The 16,445-nt window shown below is 63.5% G+C and carries 17 protein-coding genes and 2 pseudogenes; 9 read left to right on the top strand and 10 right to left on the bottom strand.

The window, feature by feature from the left end; genetic code table 11:
* The 3 genes and pseudogenes from HP499_RS25110 to HP499_RS10135 all read right to left on the bottom strand — a co-directional run.
* Positions 1-1,085, bottom strand: a pseudogene (locus HP499_RS25110) (hypothetical protein); the annotation flags it as partial.
* Positions 1,086-1,099: 14 nt separating this feature from the next.
* Positions 1,100-1,837 carry a hypothetical protein gene (locus tag HP499_RS25115; protein WP_253951512.1) on the bottom strand — a complete coding sequence of 246 codons (738 nt, stop codon included), beginning with the start codon at positions 1,835-1,837 and terminating at the stop codon, positions 1,100-1,102.
* Between the two features lie 146 nt (positions 1,838-1,983).
* Positions 1,984-2,916: an NAD-dependent epimerase/dehydratase family protein gene (locus tag HP499_RS10135; RefSeq protein WP_172323955.1), complete on the bottom strand. Its 933-nt coding sequence runs from the start codon at positions 2,914-2,916 to the stop codon at positions 1,984-1,986.
* 139 nt (positions 2,917-3,055) lie between these two features.
* Here HP499_RS10135 and HP499_RS10140 point away from each other — a divergent pair, with 139 nt between their 5' ends.
* Genes HP499_RS10140 through HP499_RS10150 form a run of 3 tightly spaced genes read left to right on the top strand, consistent with a single transcriptional unit; the run spans position 3,056 to position 5,494 of the window.
* A complete protein-coding gene (locus HP499_RS10140) occupies positions 3,056-3,799 on the top strand; it encodes a TetR/AcrR family transcriptional regulator (RefSeq protein ID WP_172323956.1) in 744 nt (247 codons plus the stop codon).
* 17 nt (positions 3,800-3,816) lie between these two features.
* Positions 3,817-4,608, top strand: a complete 792-nt coding sequence (locus HP499_RS10145; protein WP_172323957.1) for an oxygenase MpaB family protein — start codon at positions 3,817-3,819, stop codon at positions 4,606-4,608.
* Complete coding sequence (locus tag HP499_RS10150) at positions 4,601-5,494, top strand: DUF817 domain-containing protein (RefSeq protein WP_172323958.1); 894 nt, start codon at positions 4,601-4,603, stop codon at positions 5,492-5,494. The genes HP499_RS10145 and HP499_RS10150 overlap by 8 nt, the downstream gene beginning before the upstream one ends.
* Here the strand turns inward: HP499_RS10150 and HP499_RS10155 are convergent.
* Positions 5,469-6,026, bottom strand: a complete 558-nt coding sequence (locus tag HP499_RS10155) for a hypothetical protein (protein WP_172323959.1) — start codon at positions 6,024-6,026, stop codon at positions 5,469-5,471. The two genes, HP499_RS10150 and HP499_RS10155, sit on opposite strands and share 26 nt — an antisense overlap.
* Before the next feature lie 253 nt (positions 6,027-6,279).
* Here HP499_RS10155 and dnaK point away from each other — a divergent pair, with 253 nt between their 5' ends.
* The 4 genes from dnaK (at position 6,280) to HP499_RS10175 (ending at position 10,432) form a co-directional block, all read left to right on the top strand.
* Complete coding sequence (gene dnaK / locus HP499_RS10160; RefSeq protein ID WP_172323960.1) at positions 6,280-8,145, top strand: molecular chaperone DnaK; 1,866 nt, start codon at positions 6,280-6,282, stop codon at positions 8,143-8,145.
* A gap of 2 nt (positions 8,146-8,147) precedes the next feature.
* Positions 8,148-8,807 (top strand): nucleotide exchange factor GrpE, encoded by a 660-nt coding sequence (locus HP499_RS10165; protein WP_172323961.1) that lies wholly within the window; start codon positions 8,148-8,150, stop codon positions 8,805-8,807.
* A gap of 205 nt (positions 8,808-9,012) precedes the next feature.
* Positions 9,013-9,993: a DnaJ C-terminal domain-containing protein gene (locus HP499_RS10170; protein WP_172323962.1), complete on the top strand. Its 981-nt coding sequence runs from the start codon at positions 9,013-9,015 to the stop codon at positions 9,991-9,993.
* A gap of 10 nt (positions 9,994-10,003) precedes the next feature.
* On the top strand, positions 10,004-10,432 hold the full coding sequence (locus HP499_RS10175; RefSeq protein ID WP_091470032.1) for a heat shock protein transcriptional repressor HspR: 429 nt from the start codon (positions 10,004-10,006) through the stop codon (positions 10,430-10,432).
* Between the two features lie 8 nt (positions 10,433-10,440).
* Here the strand turns inward: HP499_RS10175 and HP499_RS25120 are convergent, their stop codons facing one another.
* Positions 10,441-10,902: a hypothetical protein gene (locus tag HP499_RS25120; RefSeq protein WP_253951513.1), complete on the bottom strand. Its 462-nt coding sequence runs from the start codon at positions 10,900-10,902 to the stop codon at positions 10,441-10,443.
* Between the two features lie 228 nt (positions 10,903-11,130).
* Between HP499_RS25120 and HP499_RS10185 the strand changes: the two genes are divergently transcribed.
* Positions 11,131-11,439, top strand: coding sequence for a DUF3040 domain-containing protein (locus HP499_RS10185; RefSeq protein WP_216659905.1), 309 nt, complete (start codon positions 11,131-11,133; stop codon positions 11,437-11,439).
* A 54-nt stretch (positions 11,440-11,493) separates the two neighbouring features.
* Here the strand turns inward: HP499_RS10185 and HP499_RS10190 are convergent, their stop codons facing one another.
* A complete protein-coding gene (locus HP499_RS10190; protein WP_172323963.1) occupies positions 11,494-11,919 on the bottom strand; it encodes a hypothetical protein in 426 nt (141 codons plus the stop codon).
* 88 nt (positions 11,920-12,007) lie between these two features.
* Complete coding sequence (locus tag HP499_RS10195; protein ID WP_172323964.1) at positions 12,008-12,658, bottom strand: hypothetical protein; 651 nt, start codon at positions 12,656-12,658, stop codon at positions 12,008-12,010.
* Positions 12,659-12,764: 106 nt separating this feature from the next.
* Here HP499_RS10195 and HP499_RS10200 point away from each other — a divergent pair, with 106 nt between their 5' ends.
* Positions 12,765-13,106 (top strand): hypothetical protein, encoded by a 342-nt coding sequence (locus HP499_RS10200; protein WP_172323965.1) that lies wholly within the window; start codon positions 12,765-12,767, stop codon positions 13,104-13,106.
* Between the two features lie 645 nt (positions 13,107-13,751).
* Here HP499_RS10200 and HP499_RS10205 read toward each other — a convergent pair.
* The 3 genes and pseudogenes from HP499_RS10205 to HP499_RS10215 form a co-directional block, all read right to left on the bottom strand.
* Entirely contained in the window at positions 13,752-15,503 is a 1,752-nt protein-coding gene (locus HP499_RS10205) for a beta-galactosidase family protein (RefSeq protein ID WP_172323966.1), read from the bottom strand.
* Positions 15,504-15,521: 18 nt separating this feature from the next.
* Complete coding sequence (locus HP499_RS10210) at positions 15,522-16,220, bottom strand: DUF624 domain-containing protein (RefSeq protein WP_253951514.1); 699 nt, start codon at positions 16,218-16,220, stop codon at positions 15,522-15,524.
* A gap of 5 nt (positions 16,221-16,225) precedes the next feature.
* Positions 16,226-16,445, bottom strand: a pseudogene (locus HP499_RS10215) (carbohydrate ABC transporter permease); the annotation flags it as partial.

Consider the following 16,445-nt stretch of genomic DNA (forward strand, 5'->3'; position numbering starts at 1 on the left):
ACTGTGGTGTCCGAAACGCCGTACACGATTCCGCGGCTGATCTGGAGCGCGCCGAAGTCCGTGCACACGGTGCTCAGGTCACCGCGGTGAACCACTTGCCGGGTGTCCAGGTCAATGACGAACAAGCCCGCCGCCTTGCGCGACATCCCGTAAAGGAACTTGCCGTGGATGGCCATTGCTGCGATCCCTTGGGGTTGGCCGGGATCAAGGCGCCACAACTCCTGGTTCGCTACTGGATCCCAGGCCACCACGGTGCTCCGGGGACCTGTGGCGTAGATATTGTCCCCGCCGAGATAAGCCACTCCATCCTTGGTGGCCACGGCCCGAACCATCTGGAGATTATCGATGGGGTTGACCTTGGAGATGACCTGGGTCGTGACCGGGTTGTACGCGGCGAAGCACCCGCCACCGGCGGTATCGTTCTGCGCCCCGGCAATGACCAGCCCGTTGACGGCGTCCCAGCAGACGTCCAGGGGCCGGTTTTGCCCGGGTGGAAGTGCCGCCACTTGGTAGGGGAGCTGCCCGGTGTTGGGGTCGTAGGCGTAGATTCCGCGGGAGTTGTACTGACCGGTGTACAAAACTCCGCCCACGATTACGGCGTCCTTGGCCTCGCCGGTAGCCCGGAGGTAGGAAACCTGATTCTTGGCCAACTGGTGACGCGCGATGGTTCCCGTGCCACCCACGTAAACGCTCCCGGCTCCTGCCGCCAAGCCCATGCACGACTGAGGTCCGCCAGGTGCGCCGGCTTCGGTCAGGTCATGCTTGACAGCGGTTTTCGCCACAGGATCGACTTCAATGACGTCGTAGGAAGAGACCGTGAGCGCCTTGGTGCCGTAGACGTCCAAGCCCCACATGGCGCCAACATCCTCGGTGAGGATCTGGGTGATCCTCTTGGTGACCATGTTGTAGGACCAGACTCCCGGCTCCTTGATGAAGAACACGTCATTGCCCAACTGCCGGAACATCACGCCGGTCTTGGCGATGATCGCGTACTTGCTGTGATCTGCCAGGTTGATCAGCACGGATTTTCCGGGTCCCTTGACGCCCACTCCGAGCTGGCCGTTCAGGACGCTGAGAGATGTCACCGAGACGCCGGTGGCTACCTCGGCCGGGAGGATGTTTGTGGACGTCTTCGTTGTCCGATCGAACGCAAACAGACGCGCGGGACTGGAGCCGTTGCCCCGCCCAAGGTGCTGCCCGTGCCGAAATACACGTGACTGGCAGTGGCTGCCACAGCCTGGGCAATGGTCGCCCCGGGATCGGGCACGCCCCAGCTGGTCATGGCATTAGTGCCGGGATCGTATTCCCAGAGGGAAGGTGCGTTGGTGGTTTGACCGCCACCGGCCGCGTAAACCTTGCCATCGGGAGCAACCGCCAGCGCCCTGATGTCGCGGTCCCCGGTTTCGCCCACGCCCACTGCCGGAGCGTTGGGTGTGGTCAGATCCCAGCGGTAGAGGTTTGGTTTCCCATCCACGCCGTCCCGCAGTACTCCCGCGTACAGATAGCGGCCGGTGGAGTCAGCGGCCAGCGCCTGGATGCTGTAACCGGAACCGAGATCGGTGCGGGAGGTCACCTTGCGGGTGGGCAGATGGAATCCTATGATCCGCACAGGATTCAGATTGCGCGAGCCGATGTAGACGGTGTCGCCCACCAGTAGCGAGCTCATCAGGGAAAACTGCACGACGGCGGGTCCCAGGTCCGTGATCAGCGGAGCCGAGGTGTTGAGCGGCCGGACGGCGTGGGCTGTGCCGGTGGACATTGCCGACAGTGCTACGGCGAGTCCGCCGATGCCCCCGGTCTGCAGCAATTGACGGCGATTGATGGCAAAGGTGGGCATGGAAGATCTCCTCATTGAGTGTCCCGTGGGGGTGGCTATGGTGCTTTGAGGACGATCCGGATACGTCCACGTGCACTTCCCTCAGGGTTTCAGCTGGAGACCGCGGAATCCATGATTCGAACATTTTCAGACATTCGACGCACCTCTCACGTGGCCTGCGGTACACCGCCTCGCCACCACGCCACGGTGACCGCTGCTGCCTCGGGCAGGGGAGTGGGTTCAAGCCCGAGCCTCCGCTGGCTGGCGGTCGAGTCCATCACAAAAGGGCGCTCGAACTGGTAGAGCATCTCCGCCAGCTCACGCATGTCAGTGGAGAAGACGCCGGCTACCCGCAGCACCCAACCGGGTACTGCACTCACTTTCGGGACGGACACCCCGGCAGCCTCGGCGTAGGCTGCTGCCACTTCACGCTGGGTCATTGCCCGGCCGGTTGGTGCGTGCAGCACGCTGTTCCACAGCTCGGGCTTCTGCGCCACAGCGATCATGGCCGCGGCGAGGTCCGGCACATACGTGAAGGAGTGCGGTTGATCTGCGCTTCCGATGACCTGGATTGCTTTGCCCGCCAGGACAAGGGGAACCATTCGTTCGCCGGCATGGGCCATTTTTACCCGTGGTCCAAAGAAGTCGCCGGCTATGATGCTCACCGTATTGGCAGCGTGCAGCTCCCGTGCTTTCAGCAGCTGGACCCGGATGCCGCGCTTGCCGCCGGCGGCTTCCCGTGGACTCGATTCCGTCATGACATTGTCCGGCTCGCTGTATGAGTACAGGCTTTCGGGGAAGACGACGACGGCGCCCGCGGCCGCCGCTGCATCCATCACCACCTGCTCTGCTTGCGGGAGTTCGGCGGCCCATGCCGCTGTCCGGTAGGCGGATCCGTGGATGCAGTGGAAGACGGCGATGGCACCCTGCACGGCGTCCTTGAACTGCGCAGGATCAGAGACGTCGGCACGGATCCGTTCAACGAGGGGATGCTCCGGTCCGGTCCCGGAACGGGTCAATACCCGGACTCGGTGACCCTGCTCTGCCAATTGCTCCGCAACACCGTAGCCAACGGGTCCTGCTCCTGTGACGACGTACATGGTGGTCCTTCTTTCGGGTCTGCAGGGATTTGAATGTGAGAGCACTGCTCTCTCAATCAGAATGGACTGCGCATTATCGTCTGTCAAGAGCATTGCTCTCATTGGTTGACACCGCTCTCCATTGTGGCAAGCTGGGGACATGACTCCAGCCGACCCCGCCGCATCCATGACGAAGGCAAAGCCGCCCACTCCCCGCGAGCGTGCCCGCCGCCAGACCATCGCCGACATCATCCGGCTCGGCCGGGAGCACCTTGCGGTCCATGGTGCGGCGGCCCTGTCCCTGCGCGCTGTGGCGAGGGATCTCGGCGTCGTATCGTCGGCCGTCTATCGCTATGTGGACAACCGCGACGAACTCCTCACGCTCCTGCTGATTGACGGCTACAACGAGCTGGGTGATGAAGTCGACGCAGCAGTGAACGCTGTGTCCGGGGATGACTTCGCCGGGCAGTTCACAGCGCTCGCCAAGGCTGTCCGCGCCTGGGCCATCCGTGAACCTGCCAGCTATTCGCTGCTTTTCGGCAGTCCCGTGCCCGGATACCAAGCGCCCGGCGAACGCACCACAGTCCCGGGGACGCGGGTCATCGTCCGGCTAGTCGGTATCTTTGATGCGGCCTACCGTGCAGGGGCGCTGAACGCAGAGGTGAGTCCCGCCGTCGTGATTCCCGAAAAGCTGGCAGCAGATCTGGCGACCATCCGTGAGGAGATGCACCTCGCGGCCCCGGACGCCTCGTTGGCGCGCGGTGTGCTGGTATGGACGTCCGTGTTCGGGGCTGTCAGCTTTGAGGTTTTTGGGCAGTACGGCCCGGATACTTTCAAGGCGCGGGACGAACTTTTTGACCACCAACTGCGGGTGCTCCAGGGCCTGGCGGGGCTCCAAGGCTAGGGCGCTACAGTATTCAGATGGTTCGAGGGCTTGCAGACATTGGTGCGGAGGGCGTCCTGCTCGCAGGCGCCGGCCGCGCGATTCTCCTGCAAATCGCAGACCCCAGGGTGGGCCACGGCGTAGCCGAGCACAGCAATTTCGCGGAGCGTCCCATGGAACGGCTTCGGGCCACCATGACCTACGTCTACGCGGTGGTTTACGGTTCTGAACAGCAGCTTACGGCCGTTCGCCGCGCCGTCAACCGCGCCCACGCGCCCGTCCGCCGCGGACCGGCCGGCGCCTCCAAGGGGTACAACGCCTTCGACGCCGAATCGCAGCTGTGGGTGGTCGCCACCCTCTATGACACTGCCGTCACTGTCTACGAACAAGTGCATGGAAAGCTCGACGACGACACCGCCGACCGCATTTACCGCGAATACGCGCGGATCGGGACAGCCCTGCAGCTTCCGCCGGATATGTGGCCCGCTGATCGTGCTGCGTTCGCCGCATATTGGGATGCTCGCGTGCGCCGACTCCGGCCGGACGACCAGGCGCTGAGGGTTGCCCGGGATCTGCTCTATCCGGTGGGCGGCCCGCGGGTCCTGCGGCTCGCAATGCCGCTGGCGCGCTTCCTCACGGCGGGCCTGTTGCCGGAGCATCTTCGTGAAGGCTTTGGCTTCGAATGGGGCGCCGGCCATGCCCGCCGGTTTGAGCGGACCATGCGGGTACTGGGGCGTATCTATCCGCGGTTGCCGCAACGGATCCGGCACTGGCCACGGGATTACTACCTTGGCGGGCTGGACGTGGGAGTCGAGGTGCCGCATGCGTAACTTCACCTCGGTTGAGGAGTCAATTGACGACGCCGCCCACCGCTACTTGGACCGGTTCCGCGGAGGTCGCCTCCAGGCCGGGCTCACGGAGTTCGTGGTCTTCGGGCTGAAGCAGGCATGGGCATGCGTGTTCGGGGCAGCGTTGCTCGCAGTGATCATCGCGGCCCGGCTCTGGTATCCGGACAACCCCGGCCTCGCCCGGAACGACTTCCTGACCCTTGCCGCCGTCGTGATTCAAGCGCTGATGATCGCCTTCAAGCTGGAAACCCTGCGGGAACTGCGGGTGATCCTCCTGTTCCACGTGGTGGGGACGGTGATGGAGCTGTTCAAGACGGACGTCGGATCCTGGGCCTACGAGGCCGAGGGCGTCCTGCGGATCGGCGCAGTCCCGCTGTTCAGCGGGTTCATGTACGCCGCTGTGGGCTCCTACATGGTGCGGGTTTTCCGGCTGTTCGATCTCCGCTTCGACCGCTACCCGCGCCGGTGGATCACGGCCATGGTGGCGGGTGGGATCTACGTCAATTTCTTCTCGCACCACTACATCTTCGACGCGCGCTGGGTGCTGCTGGCCGCCGTCGTGCTTGTCTATGGGCGGTGCGTGATGCACTTCCGGGTGTTCCGGCGTCGCTTCCGCATGCCGATCCTGGTGTCGTTCCTGCTGGTGGCCCTGTTCATTTGGTTCGCCGAGAATATCGGCACGTGGTCGCGCGCGTGGCTCTATCCGAACCAGTTGGAGGGTTGGCAGGCCGTCTCCATCGACAAGCTGTTGGCGTGGTTCCTGCTCATGATCATCTCCGTGGTGCTGGTGGCGTGGGTGTACAAACCGGAGCCGTTGGACGCTGCCACGGACGCGGAGGTTTCTAGGCTTCGCCGCGTATCTTCTTGAGTGCTGCCCTGCGCGCTTGCAGCAGAGGTTCGACGTCGGGTACTCGGCTGAGGCGCACTGTTTTAGCCGAGGGCGGATTGCGTTGGGCGTTGATAACGATCCCAAATCCGCCAGCCGCGCCGGCTGCCAGCCAAGATCCTGTTCCAAGCCAGAGCGTGAAGTTGGTGTCTGCGTCGTCTCCGGCGATCATCACAGGCTCGGCGTAGAGGGCGCTGAAGGTGGCGTTCTGGCGTTGGACCTCTTCGAAATTGTGTGGAATTCCGGCCGAGGGGCGCCACCGGTTTCTGGCGACGATATAGGGGTCCTGGGTCGTCGTGACCACTTCCAGCAGCGGACCGGCCGGTGAATAGGCGTTGCCGTGGACCACTCCACCTTCCGTGCCGTCCAGCTGCCACGTGTCTAGCATCACCGTGCCATCCCAGTGATCGATCGTGAACAGTGGCAGGTTTGCGGCGCCGTCCCGGACCTCCTGATCCAGCTGGTCGCTGAAGGCCCAAAACTTGTCCGGGGGTAAGAATCCTGCGATCTCCATCGCGTCAGTCTGCCAGTTCACCGTAGGCGAAACCAGCCCTCACGCCCCGGAATTCCGGCATCTTTTCAGGGCTTGAATGCAAAGTTGAGCGTACTTCACTCAACTCTGGATTGACTTAAATCCGAGGCTGAGTACAGTTGAGTCCAGAACGCTCAACTAGCCGATTGTTGAGCAGGCTTCCGGCACGTAGACCGCCCAGCGGACCGCTGCCAGGGTGCAATCTCCAACATCGGCCATTGAAAGGAAACAAGATATGTCACGTGCAGTAGGTATCGACCTCGGAACCACCAACTCCGTGGTCTCTGTTCTCGAAGGTGGCGAGCCCACCGTCATCGCCAACGCGGAAGGCGGCCGCACCACGCCGTCCGTCGTCGCGTTCTCCAAGTCCGGCGAAGTCCTGGTTGGCGAAATCGCCAAGCGCCAGGCCGTCAACAACATCGACCGCACCATCGCTTCGGTCAAGCGCCACATGGGCACTGACTGGAACGTCGCCGTCGATGACAAGAAGTACACGCCGCAGGAAATCTCCGCGCGTATCCTCATGAAGCTCAAGAACGACGCCGAGAGCTACTTGGGCGAAAAGGTCACCGACGCTGTGATCACCGTTCCGGCATACTTCAACGACGCCGAGCGCCAGTCCACCAAGGAAGCCGGCGAAATCGCAGGCCTCAACGTCCTCCGCATTGTCAACGAGCCCACCGCGGCTGCACTGGCCTACGGCCTGGACAAGGGCAAGGAAGATGAACTCATCCTTGTCTTCGACCTCGGTGGCGGAACCTTCGACGTCTCCCTCCTCGAAGTTGGCAAGGACGAAGACAACTTCTCCACCATCCAGGTCCGCGCAACCGCCGGTGACAACCGCCTCGGTGGCGACGACTGGGACAACCGCGTTGTCGAGTGGCTCCTGAACCAGCTCAAGGTCAAGGGCATCGACCTCTCCAAGGACAAGATCGCCCTCCAGCGTCTCCGTGAAGCTGCTGAGCAGGCCAAGAAGGAACTGTCCTCCTCCACCAGCACCAACATCTCCCTCCAGTACCTCTCCGTCACCCCCGACGGCCCGGTCCACCTGGACGAGCAGCTGACCCGCGCCAAGTTCCAGGACCTCACCAAGGACCTGCTGGACCGCACCAAGAAGCCGTTCCAGGACGTCATCGCTGAAGCCGGCATCAAGGTTTCGGACATCGACCACATCGTGCTCGTCGGTGGCTCCACCCGTATGCCTGCTGTCTCCGAGCTCGTCAAGGAACTCGCCGGCGGCAAGGAGCCCAACAAGGGCGTCAACCCGGATGAAGTTGTGGCAGTTGGCGCAGCACTCCAGGCCGGTGTCCTCAAGGGTGAGCGCAAGGACGTCCTCCTCATCGACGTCACCCCGCTCTCCCTCGGCATCGAAACCAAGGGCGGCGTCATGACGCACCTCATCGAGCGCAACACCGCTATCCCCACCAAGCGCTCCGAAACCTTCACCACCGCTGACGACAACCAGCCGTCCGTGGCCATCCAGGTCTTCCAGGGCGAGCGTGAATTCACCCGCGACAACAAGCCGCTGGGCACGTTCGAACTGACCGGTATCGCTCCGGCGCCCCGCGGCGTTCCGCAGGTCGAGGTCACCTTCGACATCGACGCCAACGGCATCGTCCACGTCTCCGCCAAGGACAAGGGCACCGGCAAGGAACAGTCCATGACCATCACCGGTGGCACGGCGCTCTCCAAGGACGACATCGACCGCATGGTCCGTGAAGCCGAAGAGCACGCTGCTGAGGACAAGGCCCGCCGCGAAGCTACGGACACCCGTAACTCCGCAGAGCAGCTCGCCTACTCCGTGGACAAGCTGATCGCCGACAACGACGACAAGCTGCCGGAGGAAGTCAAGACCGAGGTCAAGGCCGACGTCGACGCCCTCAAGTCCGCGCTGGAAGGAACCGACGACGCCGCCGTGAAGACTGCGTTCGAGAAGCTCCAGGCTTCCCAGACCAAGCTCGGCGAAGCCATCTACTCGCAGGCCGCTGCAGCTGACGCTCCGGGTGCCGGTGCTGAAGGTGCTCCTGCCGGTGAGAAGGCTGCTGCTGACGAGGACATCGTCGACGCCGAAATCATCGACGAAGACGAAGCGAAGAAGTAGCCATGCCTCACCACGGCAACGAAGCAGAGCACTCAGAAGGCAACGAGCCGCGCAAGCCGGTTATCCGGGACAACCGCAAGGTTGACCCGGAGACCGGTGAGGCGCGTCAGCCTGACAGCGAAGCTGCGGCTCCCACCGAAGGCAACGCCGCTCCCACGGACGGCGACGCCCTCTCCCAGGCTGAGGAAATCCTCAACGGGGTTGAGGTGCCGGCCGAGGAATCGGTAGCCTCCGGTGCCGCGGCTGAAGCCCAGGCAGCGGAGCTCCGCAACGATCTCCTCCGCCTTCAGGCTGAGTACGTCAACTACCGCAAGCGCGTCGAACGCGACCGCGCCGTAGCAGGAGAGATGGCCGTCATCGGCGTCCTGAACTCCCTGCTCCCGGTGCTGGACGACGTCGATGCCGCCCGCCAGCACGGTGACCTCGAAGACGGCCCCTTCGCCGCGATCGCCACCAAGCTGGAGAACGCGCTGAAGACGTACGGACTGGAACGCATCGCGGACACTGGAGTCGAATTCGACCCCACCATCCACGAGGCACTCATCCAGCAGCCCGGCGAAGACATCGAGGTTGACACGGTCAGCCAGGTACTGCGCTCCGGATACCGCTCCGGCGAGCGTGTCCTGCGTGCAGCCCAAGTGATCGTGGCTGTTCCGGCGTAGGTCTCACCTTGTCGCTACACCGGAAATGGGGCGGTGCCCGCTCCGCGGTGCCCTCCACACCGCCGCCCCATATCCGGTTTCGCGCCCGCTGTAAGCTCGCCTGAGGTGAGTTGACCGCAGCGCGGAGTGGATTATGGGCCCCGGGTAGGGGCGGGGGCCCATAATCCACGGAGCGCAACGCAACATACAACGAAAGGAAACGCTCTTGGCCAGCCAGGACTGGGTTGAAAAGGATTTTTACGCGATCCTTGGTATTGCCAAGGACGCGTCCGACGCGGATATCAAGAAGGCTTACCGCAAGCTAGCCCGCGAGCATCACCCTGATACCAACTCGGGTGACGCTGCTGCGGAGAAGAAATTCAAGGACATCTCCGAGGCATACTCGGTGTTGTCCAACCCTGAGGACCGCCAGCAGTACGATGCCATCCGCGCCATGGGTGGTGCCCGGTTTGCTCCGGGTGCCGGCGCCGGACGCGGTGGTGCGGGAGCCAACGGCGGGTTCGAGGACCTGTTCGGCGGCTTGTTTGGCGGTGGCCCGGGTGCCCGTCAGCCTGCCGGCGGCGGCATTCCTCCGGAGTTCGCTGACCTCTTTGGCGGTGGATTCGGCGGTGCAGGCCAGACCGGCTTCCAGCGCGCCCCCCAGAAGGGCTCGGACCGTACGGCCACAACCTCCATCTCGTTTGCCGGATCCATCAAGGGGACCACGGTCAGCTTGCGCGAAAGCAACGGGAACGTGATCGACGTCAAGATTCCCGCCGGTATCAAAGACGGTCAGAAAGTCCGCCAACGCGGCAAGGGCAACGTTGGCCCGGCAGGCAACGGCGACCTCATCATTACCGTGAGTGTGAAGCCGCATGACTTCTTCCACCGCGATGGCGACAACATCCGCATCCACGTGCCCGTCACGTTCGCCGAAGCGGCGCTCGGCGCCACCATTGAAGTGCCAACGCTCGACGGCGACACCGTCAAGGTACGCGTCCCGGCAGGAACGCCGTCGGGCCGTACCCTCCGGGTCAAGGGCCGTGGCGTGAAGACTTCCAAAGTGACAGGTGACCTGCTGGTGACCATCGACGTCGCGGTTCCGCAGAACCTGAACAAGGAAGCGGAGGAAGCCGTGAAGGCCTTCGCCGCCGCCACTACTGACGCCAACCCGCGTCACGACCTGGCCGCAAAGGCCCGGTTGTAAGGAGGCGGTCATGGCAATCGACGTCAACCAGCCGATCTTTGTCATCTCCGTGGCTGCGGAGCTTGCCGACATGCATCCGCAGACGTTGCGCCAGTACGACCGCTTGGGCATCGTTTCCCCTAGTCGTGCGCCCGGCAAGTCCCGCCGTTACTCGCAGAACGACGTCAACAAACTGCGGGAGGTCCAGCGCCTCTCGCAGTCCGGCGTCTCCCTTGAGGGCATCAAACGCATTCTCGACCTCGAAAACCAAGTAGCTGCCCTCCAGTATCGGGTGGCCGAGTTGACCGAGGAACTGTCCCGACGCCGCTCACCGTTGGACGCGAGGATCTTCGCTGCGGGAGCAGCGGGCGACGTCGTGAGCCTTGCCCGCGGACAGCGTCCCCGGGCAAGGTCCCAAGCGGTAGTTGTATGGCGGCCGCGCCAAGGGGAGAACCTCTAGGCCGGGAGTTACGGCAGGGTCCGGTCCCAGCTCACCACTACGCGGGCAGCCCCTTCTTCGGTCCGCTCCACGTTAGTGACAATCTGCGATTCCGGGGCGCCCATGTCACGGATCTGCCGCCGGTACTCCTCAAGGTGCGCTTCGAGCGACTCTTCGGTCCATTCGCCTGGACGCATTCTCGTTGAAATTTCCACCGGCTCTTCCGGAACCAGGATTTCCGCCGGCCGGGCCACGTGCGGCTCGGAAGCGTCCATGCGTGGCGTTTCCAGCCGTGACGCGCCCCTGGGCTCCTGACGACGGCCCTTGACGGGTTCGGGTTCTCCCGGCGGCACCAACATACGGAACGCAAAGGCTCCGCCTGCCACACCGGCGATGAGTCCCGTGGCAATGAGCCAGATGGTCCGGCCTGGTCCGCGGCGCTTGGGAATTGTCCCGTTGGGGTGTGCCTTTTTGGAGTTTCGTCGTGCCATGGGAGTTCAACTTTCCGGTCGGCGTTCGGTAGTCCGTGCATGAGCAGGCTGTAACCCGCACCACCATGGTAAGCATGCTGAGGACTATTGGTAAGTCGAGGCCACGGAAACAAGGCGCAGGCCGGTTCCGGCAGGCAGCCCTGTGGCTTGAACACCAAAAGGGGCAGATAATGAAGACATGGCACGGCAAGCAGCGCACGTGCTGATGGCCCGAGCATCGTGAGGGTGATGACGGTGTCGTTGTCCGATGAAGAACGCAGGAGCTTGGAAGAGCTGGAGCGGGAACTCGCTTCGACCGATCCCGATCTCGCCTCCGAGCTGACATCGGGCCGGCCGCGTGGAGAAGCTGCCCGCACCATTCTCGGAACCCTGGCCGTTCTAGGCGGCTTTGCCATGGTGATTGCCGGGATCATGACCCAGCTTGTAGTCCTGGGGGTGCTGGGCTTCCTCCTTGCCAGCGCCGGGGCATATTGGCTGCTGGCCGGGACCTGGCTTCGACGAAGATTCGGAACGCACGACGACGACCCCGCACCTTAGCGGGGCCGCTCACCTTTTAGTGCAGCCGTCTGAGGTTCGGACCGGGAATGTGTCCTAGGGAACCGGCGGCACGGGTGGCTGGACCGGAGCCTCGGGCTGCTTGACGGGTTGAGGTTCACCCGGGGGCACCATCATGCGCCAAGCCAGCATGGCCCCGGCACCAACAGCGGCCCCCACGATGAGCCCGATCACCCACCCGGACAGACGTGGAGCGCGCTGCGGACTGCTCCGCCGCAAGGCCTGCGTCGTCCTGATCACAGCTTTGGCCGCCGCCCGCTGGGCTTCCTTGGCGGTCTTCTTGTTCCCGGTCAGGGTGAGCATGACGCCGTGAACAACGGACGGGACATCGGCGTGGTTGATCCGGGCCAAGGCCCACTTCACCACTGCGTCAGTCTGGGACGACGTGCCGTCCGCCGCGTGGGACACCCACTCCCGGGCCAGATCCTGCGCGGCGGGAATGATGTTCTGTGGTTTGTACATGGTGCACTCCTTGAGGAGTAGACGGCCCCCGTTAGCCAGACTACGCCGGAGCTCCTTGGACCAACAGGTGCTCCGGCGCGTCGAAACTTTAGTTGCGGAGCACAGCCGCCAGCTCCACCGGGTTCTCCAGCCCTGCCCAGTGACCGTTCAGGGTCAGCTCGCCGTGGAGCTCAGGAGCGGCCGCCGAGTTGGCGGAGGAGTCCGCGGCGACGTCAACCACGCGTGCCACCTTCAAGCGAAGCTCGCCGGCGTCAATGATGGTCACGCCGCTCCCCGAAACCGGTGCCGAGGCACTCAGGGCGGGAACGCCGCCGTCGAGCATTCCGCTGCCTTTCACCGTCACGGAACTGGGCCGGGGTTCGGGCTCGCCGTCGACGATCAGCTCGGCTTCTTTCTGGCCGGTCAAAATGGCCGTGGCCAAGGCTTTGACGTAGATGGGATCGGCGCAGGCGTCGTAAACATAGCGCTTGCCCAGGACCGAGTGATCCATGGTGCCGATCAGCCACTCGTCGGCACCGGCAAGCTCGTAGCCCCGGTAGCTGAGGGGAACCTGGTAAATGCGCTCGCCCGCGGCCACCACATGTGTCTCAATCCCGACCTCGCCGGCGGGATCATCAAAACGGTAGGCGCCAATAAGCTCCGGCATGCCGTCCTGGATGAACCAGGGCTGCTTTGGCAGGTAGCCGGCGATGAGATCGAGCTTGGACGGGGACAGGTTTGCCTTGTGAATGATCGCCATTACCCCAGCCTAGGGCAGGGCCCGGAAAGGTTGGAAAGGATGTCCGATGCGCGGCGGGGGCCCGGCACTGATTACAATCAGAGGGACGTCGACCACTGAGGGAATCATGAAGAAACTCACCACTGTCCTGATCGCTGCCGGGCTCATCGCCACGGCATCCGCCTGTTCCGCTCAGCAGCAGCTGACCACCAAGGAAACCTGCGACCGCGTTGGCGTTGCCGCAGCCGGCATTCCCCAGAGCCCCAGCCAGACCGCCACCATCCGCGCGGCCAACGCCATCCGGCCTATCGAGCCCGTGGCATCCACCGAGATGAAGCCGGTTGTAACCGCCATCCTGGAATTTCTGGACGAGCAGGCCAAGGAAGCCCCTGATGAAGCGAAGCTGGGCGAGCTCAATGCAGCATTCCAGGAAGCCGGCACCAAGTACGGCGAGCTCTGCCGCGGCTAATGACGCCCGCACACTGAAGGCTCACTCGTTGGAGAGACAGAGCTGAATAAACAGAGCTGAATAGACAGAGCTGAATAAACAGAAAGGGACCGGTTGAAGAACTGGTCCCTTTCTGCGTCCCCGACGCTCTATTACGTCCCACCCCTAAAATCCCGACGCTCTTCCACGTCCCACCCCTTATTCCCTGATGCTCTTCCACGTCCCACCCCTAAAATCCCGACGCTCTTCCACGTCCCACCCCTAAAACCCTGATGCTCTTCCACGTCCCACCCCTGAAACCCTGATGCTCTTCCACGTCCCACCCCTGAAACCCTGATGCTCTTCCACGTCCCACCCCTAATTCCCTGACGCTCTATCACTCCTCAGAGAGAGCGGGAGACGGACGGCTGGGGAAAACCGCGTGGGATGTGGGAGGGGGCTGGTGGGAAGGGTGGGGGATGTGGGAGGGGGTTGGTGGGAAGGGCGTGGGATGTGGAGGGGGGGGTTGGTGGGAAGGGTGGGGGGATGTGGGAGACGGTTGGGGAAAACCGCGTGGGATGTGGGAGAGGGTTCGCCGGTGGGGCTTGGGATGTGGGAGAGGGTTCGCCGGTGGGGCTTGGGATGTGGGAGGGGGTTCGCCGGTGGGGCTTGGGATGTGGGAGGGGGTTACTTTTCGTCGGGGCCCAGGTCAGGGCCGACGACGAAGCTCACCTTGCGCGTGGCGCTTCCGTGGAGTTCCAGGATGGCGAGCTCGTTGGCACCTTCGCGGATCAGCGGGCCGGGAACATACAGGGTGCGCTGCGGCCCGCGGCTCCAGTAACGGCCCAAATTGAAACCGTTAACGAACGCATTGCCCTTGGTCCAACCATCCAGCCGCAGGAAGCGGTCGCCCGGGCCATCGGCCTCAAAAGTGGCAAAGGAGATGGACGGGCCGGCCACACCGGCGGACGCGGCACCGCGAGGAAGAGCAACCGCAGCGGCCCGGAATGCGTCCAGCGAGGCCAAGTCAACAGCGCCGACTTCCCAGTCCAGCACCTCCACGCCGTTCAGCAATGCCGGCCCGATCAGCCCCTTCGCCTCGCCGATCCTCTGCCCATAGTTCACCCGGCCCTGGTCCTCCAGGAGGACCTGCAGACGACCACCGCGGGGAATGACAACAGTGCGCTCGCCCAGTTCCCGGCTGAGAACGCCAACGGGCACGCCGTCCAGGAAGAACTGGGCACGGTCGCGAACTTCAGAGAAGGACACCACGCCTCCGCCCTGCAGCAACACCTCGTAGAGGTAGAAGCCCCGGTACTGCCCGGTCACCTCCACCGGTGGAATGGTTTCGGACGCCAGAGACGTAGACCCGGCAACAGAAAGCAGCGGCACAGACTCAGAAACGGCCACCACGGAAACCGGAGCAGGTGCCCGGGGAACCGGCTCCTCCGCAGGCACCGGGAAGTGCTTGGCGATGACGTCCCGGAATGCGAAGTACTTGGCCGTCGGATGTCCGTCCTCGGACAAAGGGGCGTCGTAGTCGTAGGAAGTGATGGTGGGCTCGTAAATGCCTTTGTCGTTCGCCCCGTTGGTGAACCCGAAGTTGGTTCCGCCGTGGAACATGTAGATGTTCACTGAAGCCCCGGCGGTCAGCAGGGCGTCCAGTTCGGCGGCGGAAGCAGCGGCGTCGGTGGTGTGGTGGTGCGTTCCCCAGTTGTCGAACCAACCGTTCCAAAACTCGGCGCACATCAGTGGGCCAGTGGGTTGCCGCTCCCGCAGAAAACCAAGCCGCTCAAGGGAACGCGAGCCAAACGTCCCGGTTTTGTGCAGTTCGGGCAGTGAGCCGTCCTCGATCATGGTCCCGAACGGCTGATCGCAGGTGAACAGCGGAACGTCAACGCCCAGGCTCTTGGACAGGTCAACCAGATGCTGCAAGTAGGCTTTATCGTCCCCGTAGGCGCCGTACTCGTTCTCGATCTGGAACATGATCACCGGCCCGCCCTGGGTAATCTGCCGCGGCACCACCAGAGCCAGCACGGCTTCCATATAGGAGGAGACGGCGGCCAGGTAACCGGGCTCGCTGCTGCGGACACCCACCGTGGGGTCGGTGAACAGCCATGCCGGGAGCCCGCCGTTATCCCATTCAGCGCAAATGTAGGGACCCGGCCGGACGATCGCGTGCATCCCGGCGGCGGCCACAAGGTCCAGGAACCGGCCAAGATCCAGCCCGCCGTCGCAAACAAAAGCGTCAGGAATAGGCGAGTGCTCATTCCACGGCACGTAGGTCTCGATGGTGTTCAGACCCATCAGCCGGGCTTTCTCAATCCGATCCGCCCAGAGATCGGGGTGCACCCGGAAGTAGTGGATGGCTCCGGAGAGGATGCGGAAAGGCCGATCGTCCAGGAGGAAGTCCTGATCGCCGATTGCGAAGTTGCTCAAAAGAGGTCCTAACAGGGTCTACGCGGAACGCAGCACAGCGTGGAAAGCGTACGAGGCGTTGCTCCAGATCACGAACAGCAGCGGCGCCGGGGCCAGCGCGATACCCAGGACCGGCTGCATCACGGCGGCGGACACGATGATCCCCAGCAGGATCAGCATGGCCAGGCTCAAGTACCAGCGCTGGGCCACCAGATAAAGCGAGGCCTTGAGGATGCTTTTCAGCTTCGCCTCAGGCAGGAGTACGACGCCGGCAATCGCCGTGACGGAAAGGGTCACCGTCACGGCGGCTGCTACGACAATCAGCGGCACCAATAGCGCGGCGCCGGGAAGGGTAGAAGCATTGTTCTGGATGACGGCCAGGTCCACGCCGAGGAACATCAGCATGGCCACGGCCCCCACGCCCAGCACTGCGGACTTGGCGAAACTGCGCTTGTATCCGCGAAGGAAAGCGGAAACCGGCTTGACCGCGCCGCCGTCGTCGTTCAATGCCTTGAAGGCAGCGAAGATGCCGGCGAGCGACGGAGCGATGGTGACCGAAAGCGTCAGGAAGAACGGCCACGCAGCCGCGGGGTCGGCCACCAGCGACAAGCTGAGGACCAGGGGAGCGTTGGCCACGGCGAGCAGTGCGTTCCCGGCCAGGAAGGTGTAAATGAACCCGAAAATACTCCCAAAGGTCTCGAATCCCGGCCCGGCCCAACGCCGCGGTTTAGCGCTCACACTACTCATCCTTTCATCCCGCTGGTGGCAATGCCCTGGATGAAGTAGCGCTGGCCGATCAGGAAGATGATGAGGATGGGGATCACGGAGATCACCGAGCCGGTCATGATCATGGCGTATTCGGCGTCGAACTGGCCAACGAAGGACCGCAGGCCCAACTGGACAGTCCAGAGGCGGTTGGACGTGAGGTAGATGAACGGGCCCATGTAGTCGTTCCACGTGTTC

Source organism: Paenarthrobacter sp. CM16, assembly GCF_013179505.1.
Taxonomy (GTDB): Bacteria; Actinomycetota; Actinomycetes; order Actinomycetales; family Micrococcaceae; genus Arthrobacter.

Coding starts and splice junctions, on each gene's coding strand:
- HP499_RS10150 (WP_172323958.1), top strand. CDS start 4,601: ATGCGTAACTTCACCTCGGTTGAGGAGTCAATTGACGACGCCGCCCAC.
- HP499_RS10190 (WP_172323963.1), bottom strand. CDS start 11,919: ATGTACAAACCACAGAACATCATTCCCGCCGCGCAGGATCTGGCCCGG.
- HP499_RS10145 (WP_172323957.1), top strand. CDS start 3,817: ATGGTTCGAGGGCTTGCAGACATTGGTGCGGAGGGCGTCCTGCTCGCA.
- HP499_RS10185 (WP_216659905.1), top strand. CDS start 11,131: ATGACGGTGTCGTTGTCCGATGAAGAACGCAGGAGCTTGGAAGAGCTG.
- HP499_RS10195 (WP_172323964.1), bottom strand. CDS start 12,658: ATGGCGATCATTCACAAGGCAAACCTGTCCCCGTCCAAGCTCGATCTC.
- HP499_RS10175 (WP_091470032.1), top strand. CDS start 10,004: ATGGCAATCGACGTCAACCAGCCGATCTTTGTCATCTCCGTGGCTGCG.
- dnaK (WP_172323960.1), top strand. CDS start 6,280: ATGTCACGTGCAGTAGGTATCGACCTCGGAACCACCAACTCCGTGGTC.
- HP499_RS25120 (WP_253951513.1), bottom strand. CDS start 10,902: ATGGCACGACGAAACTCCAAAAAGGCACACCCCAACGGGACAATTCCC.
- HP499_RS25115 (WP_253951512.1), bottom strand. CDS start 1,837: ATGCCCACCTTTGCCATCAATCGCCGTCAATTGCTGCAGACCGGGGGC.
- HP499_RS10155 (WP_172323959.1), bottom strand. CDS start 6,026: ATGGAGATCGCAGGATTCTTACCCCCGGACAAGTTTTGGGCCTTCAGC.
- HP499_RS10165 (WP_172323961.1), top strand. CDS start 8,148: ATGCCTCACCACGGCAACGAAGCAGAGCACTCAGAAGGCAACGAGCCG.
- HP499_RS10135 (WP_172323955.1), bottom strand. CDS start 2,916: ATGTACGTCGTCACAGGAGCAGGACCCGTTGGCTACGGTGTTGCGGAG.
- HP499_RS10200 (WP_172323965.1), top strand. CDS start 12,765: ATGAAGAAACTCACCACTGTCCTGATCGCTGCCGGGCTCATCGCCACG.
- HP499_RS10140 (WP_172323956.1), top strand. CDS start 3,056: ATGACTCCAGCCGACCCCGCCGCATCCATGACGAAGGCAAAGCCGCCC.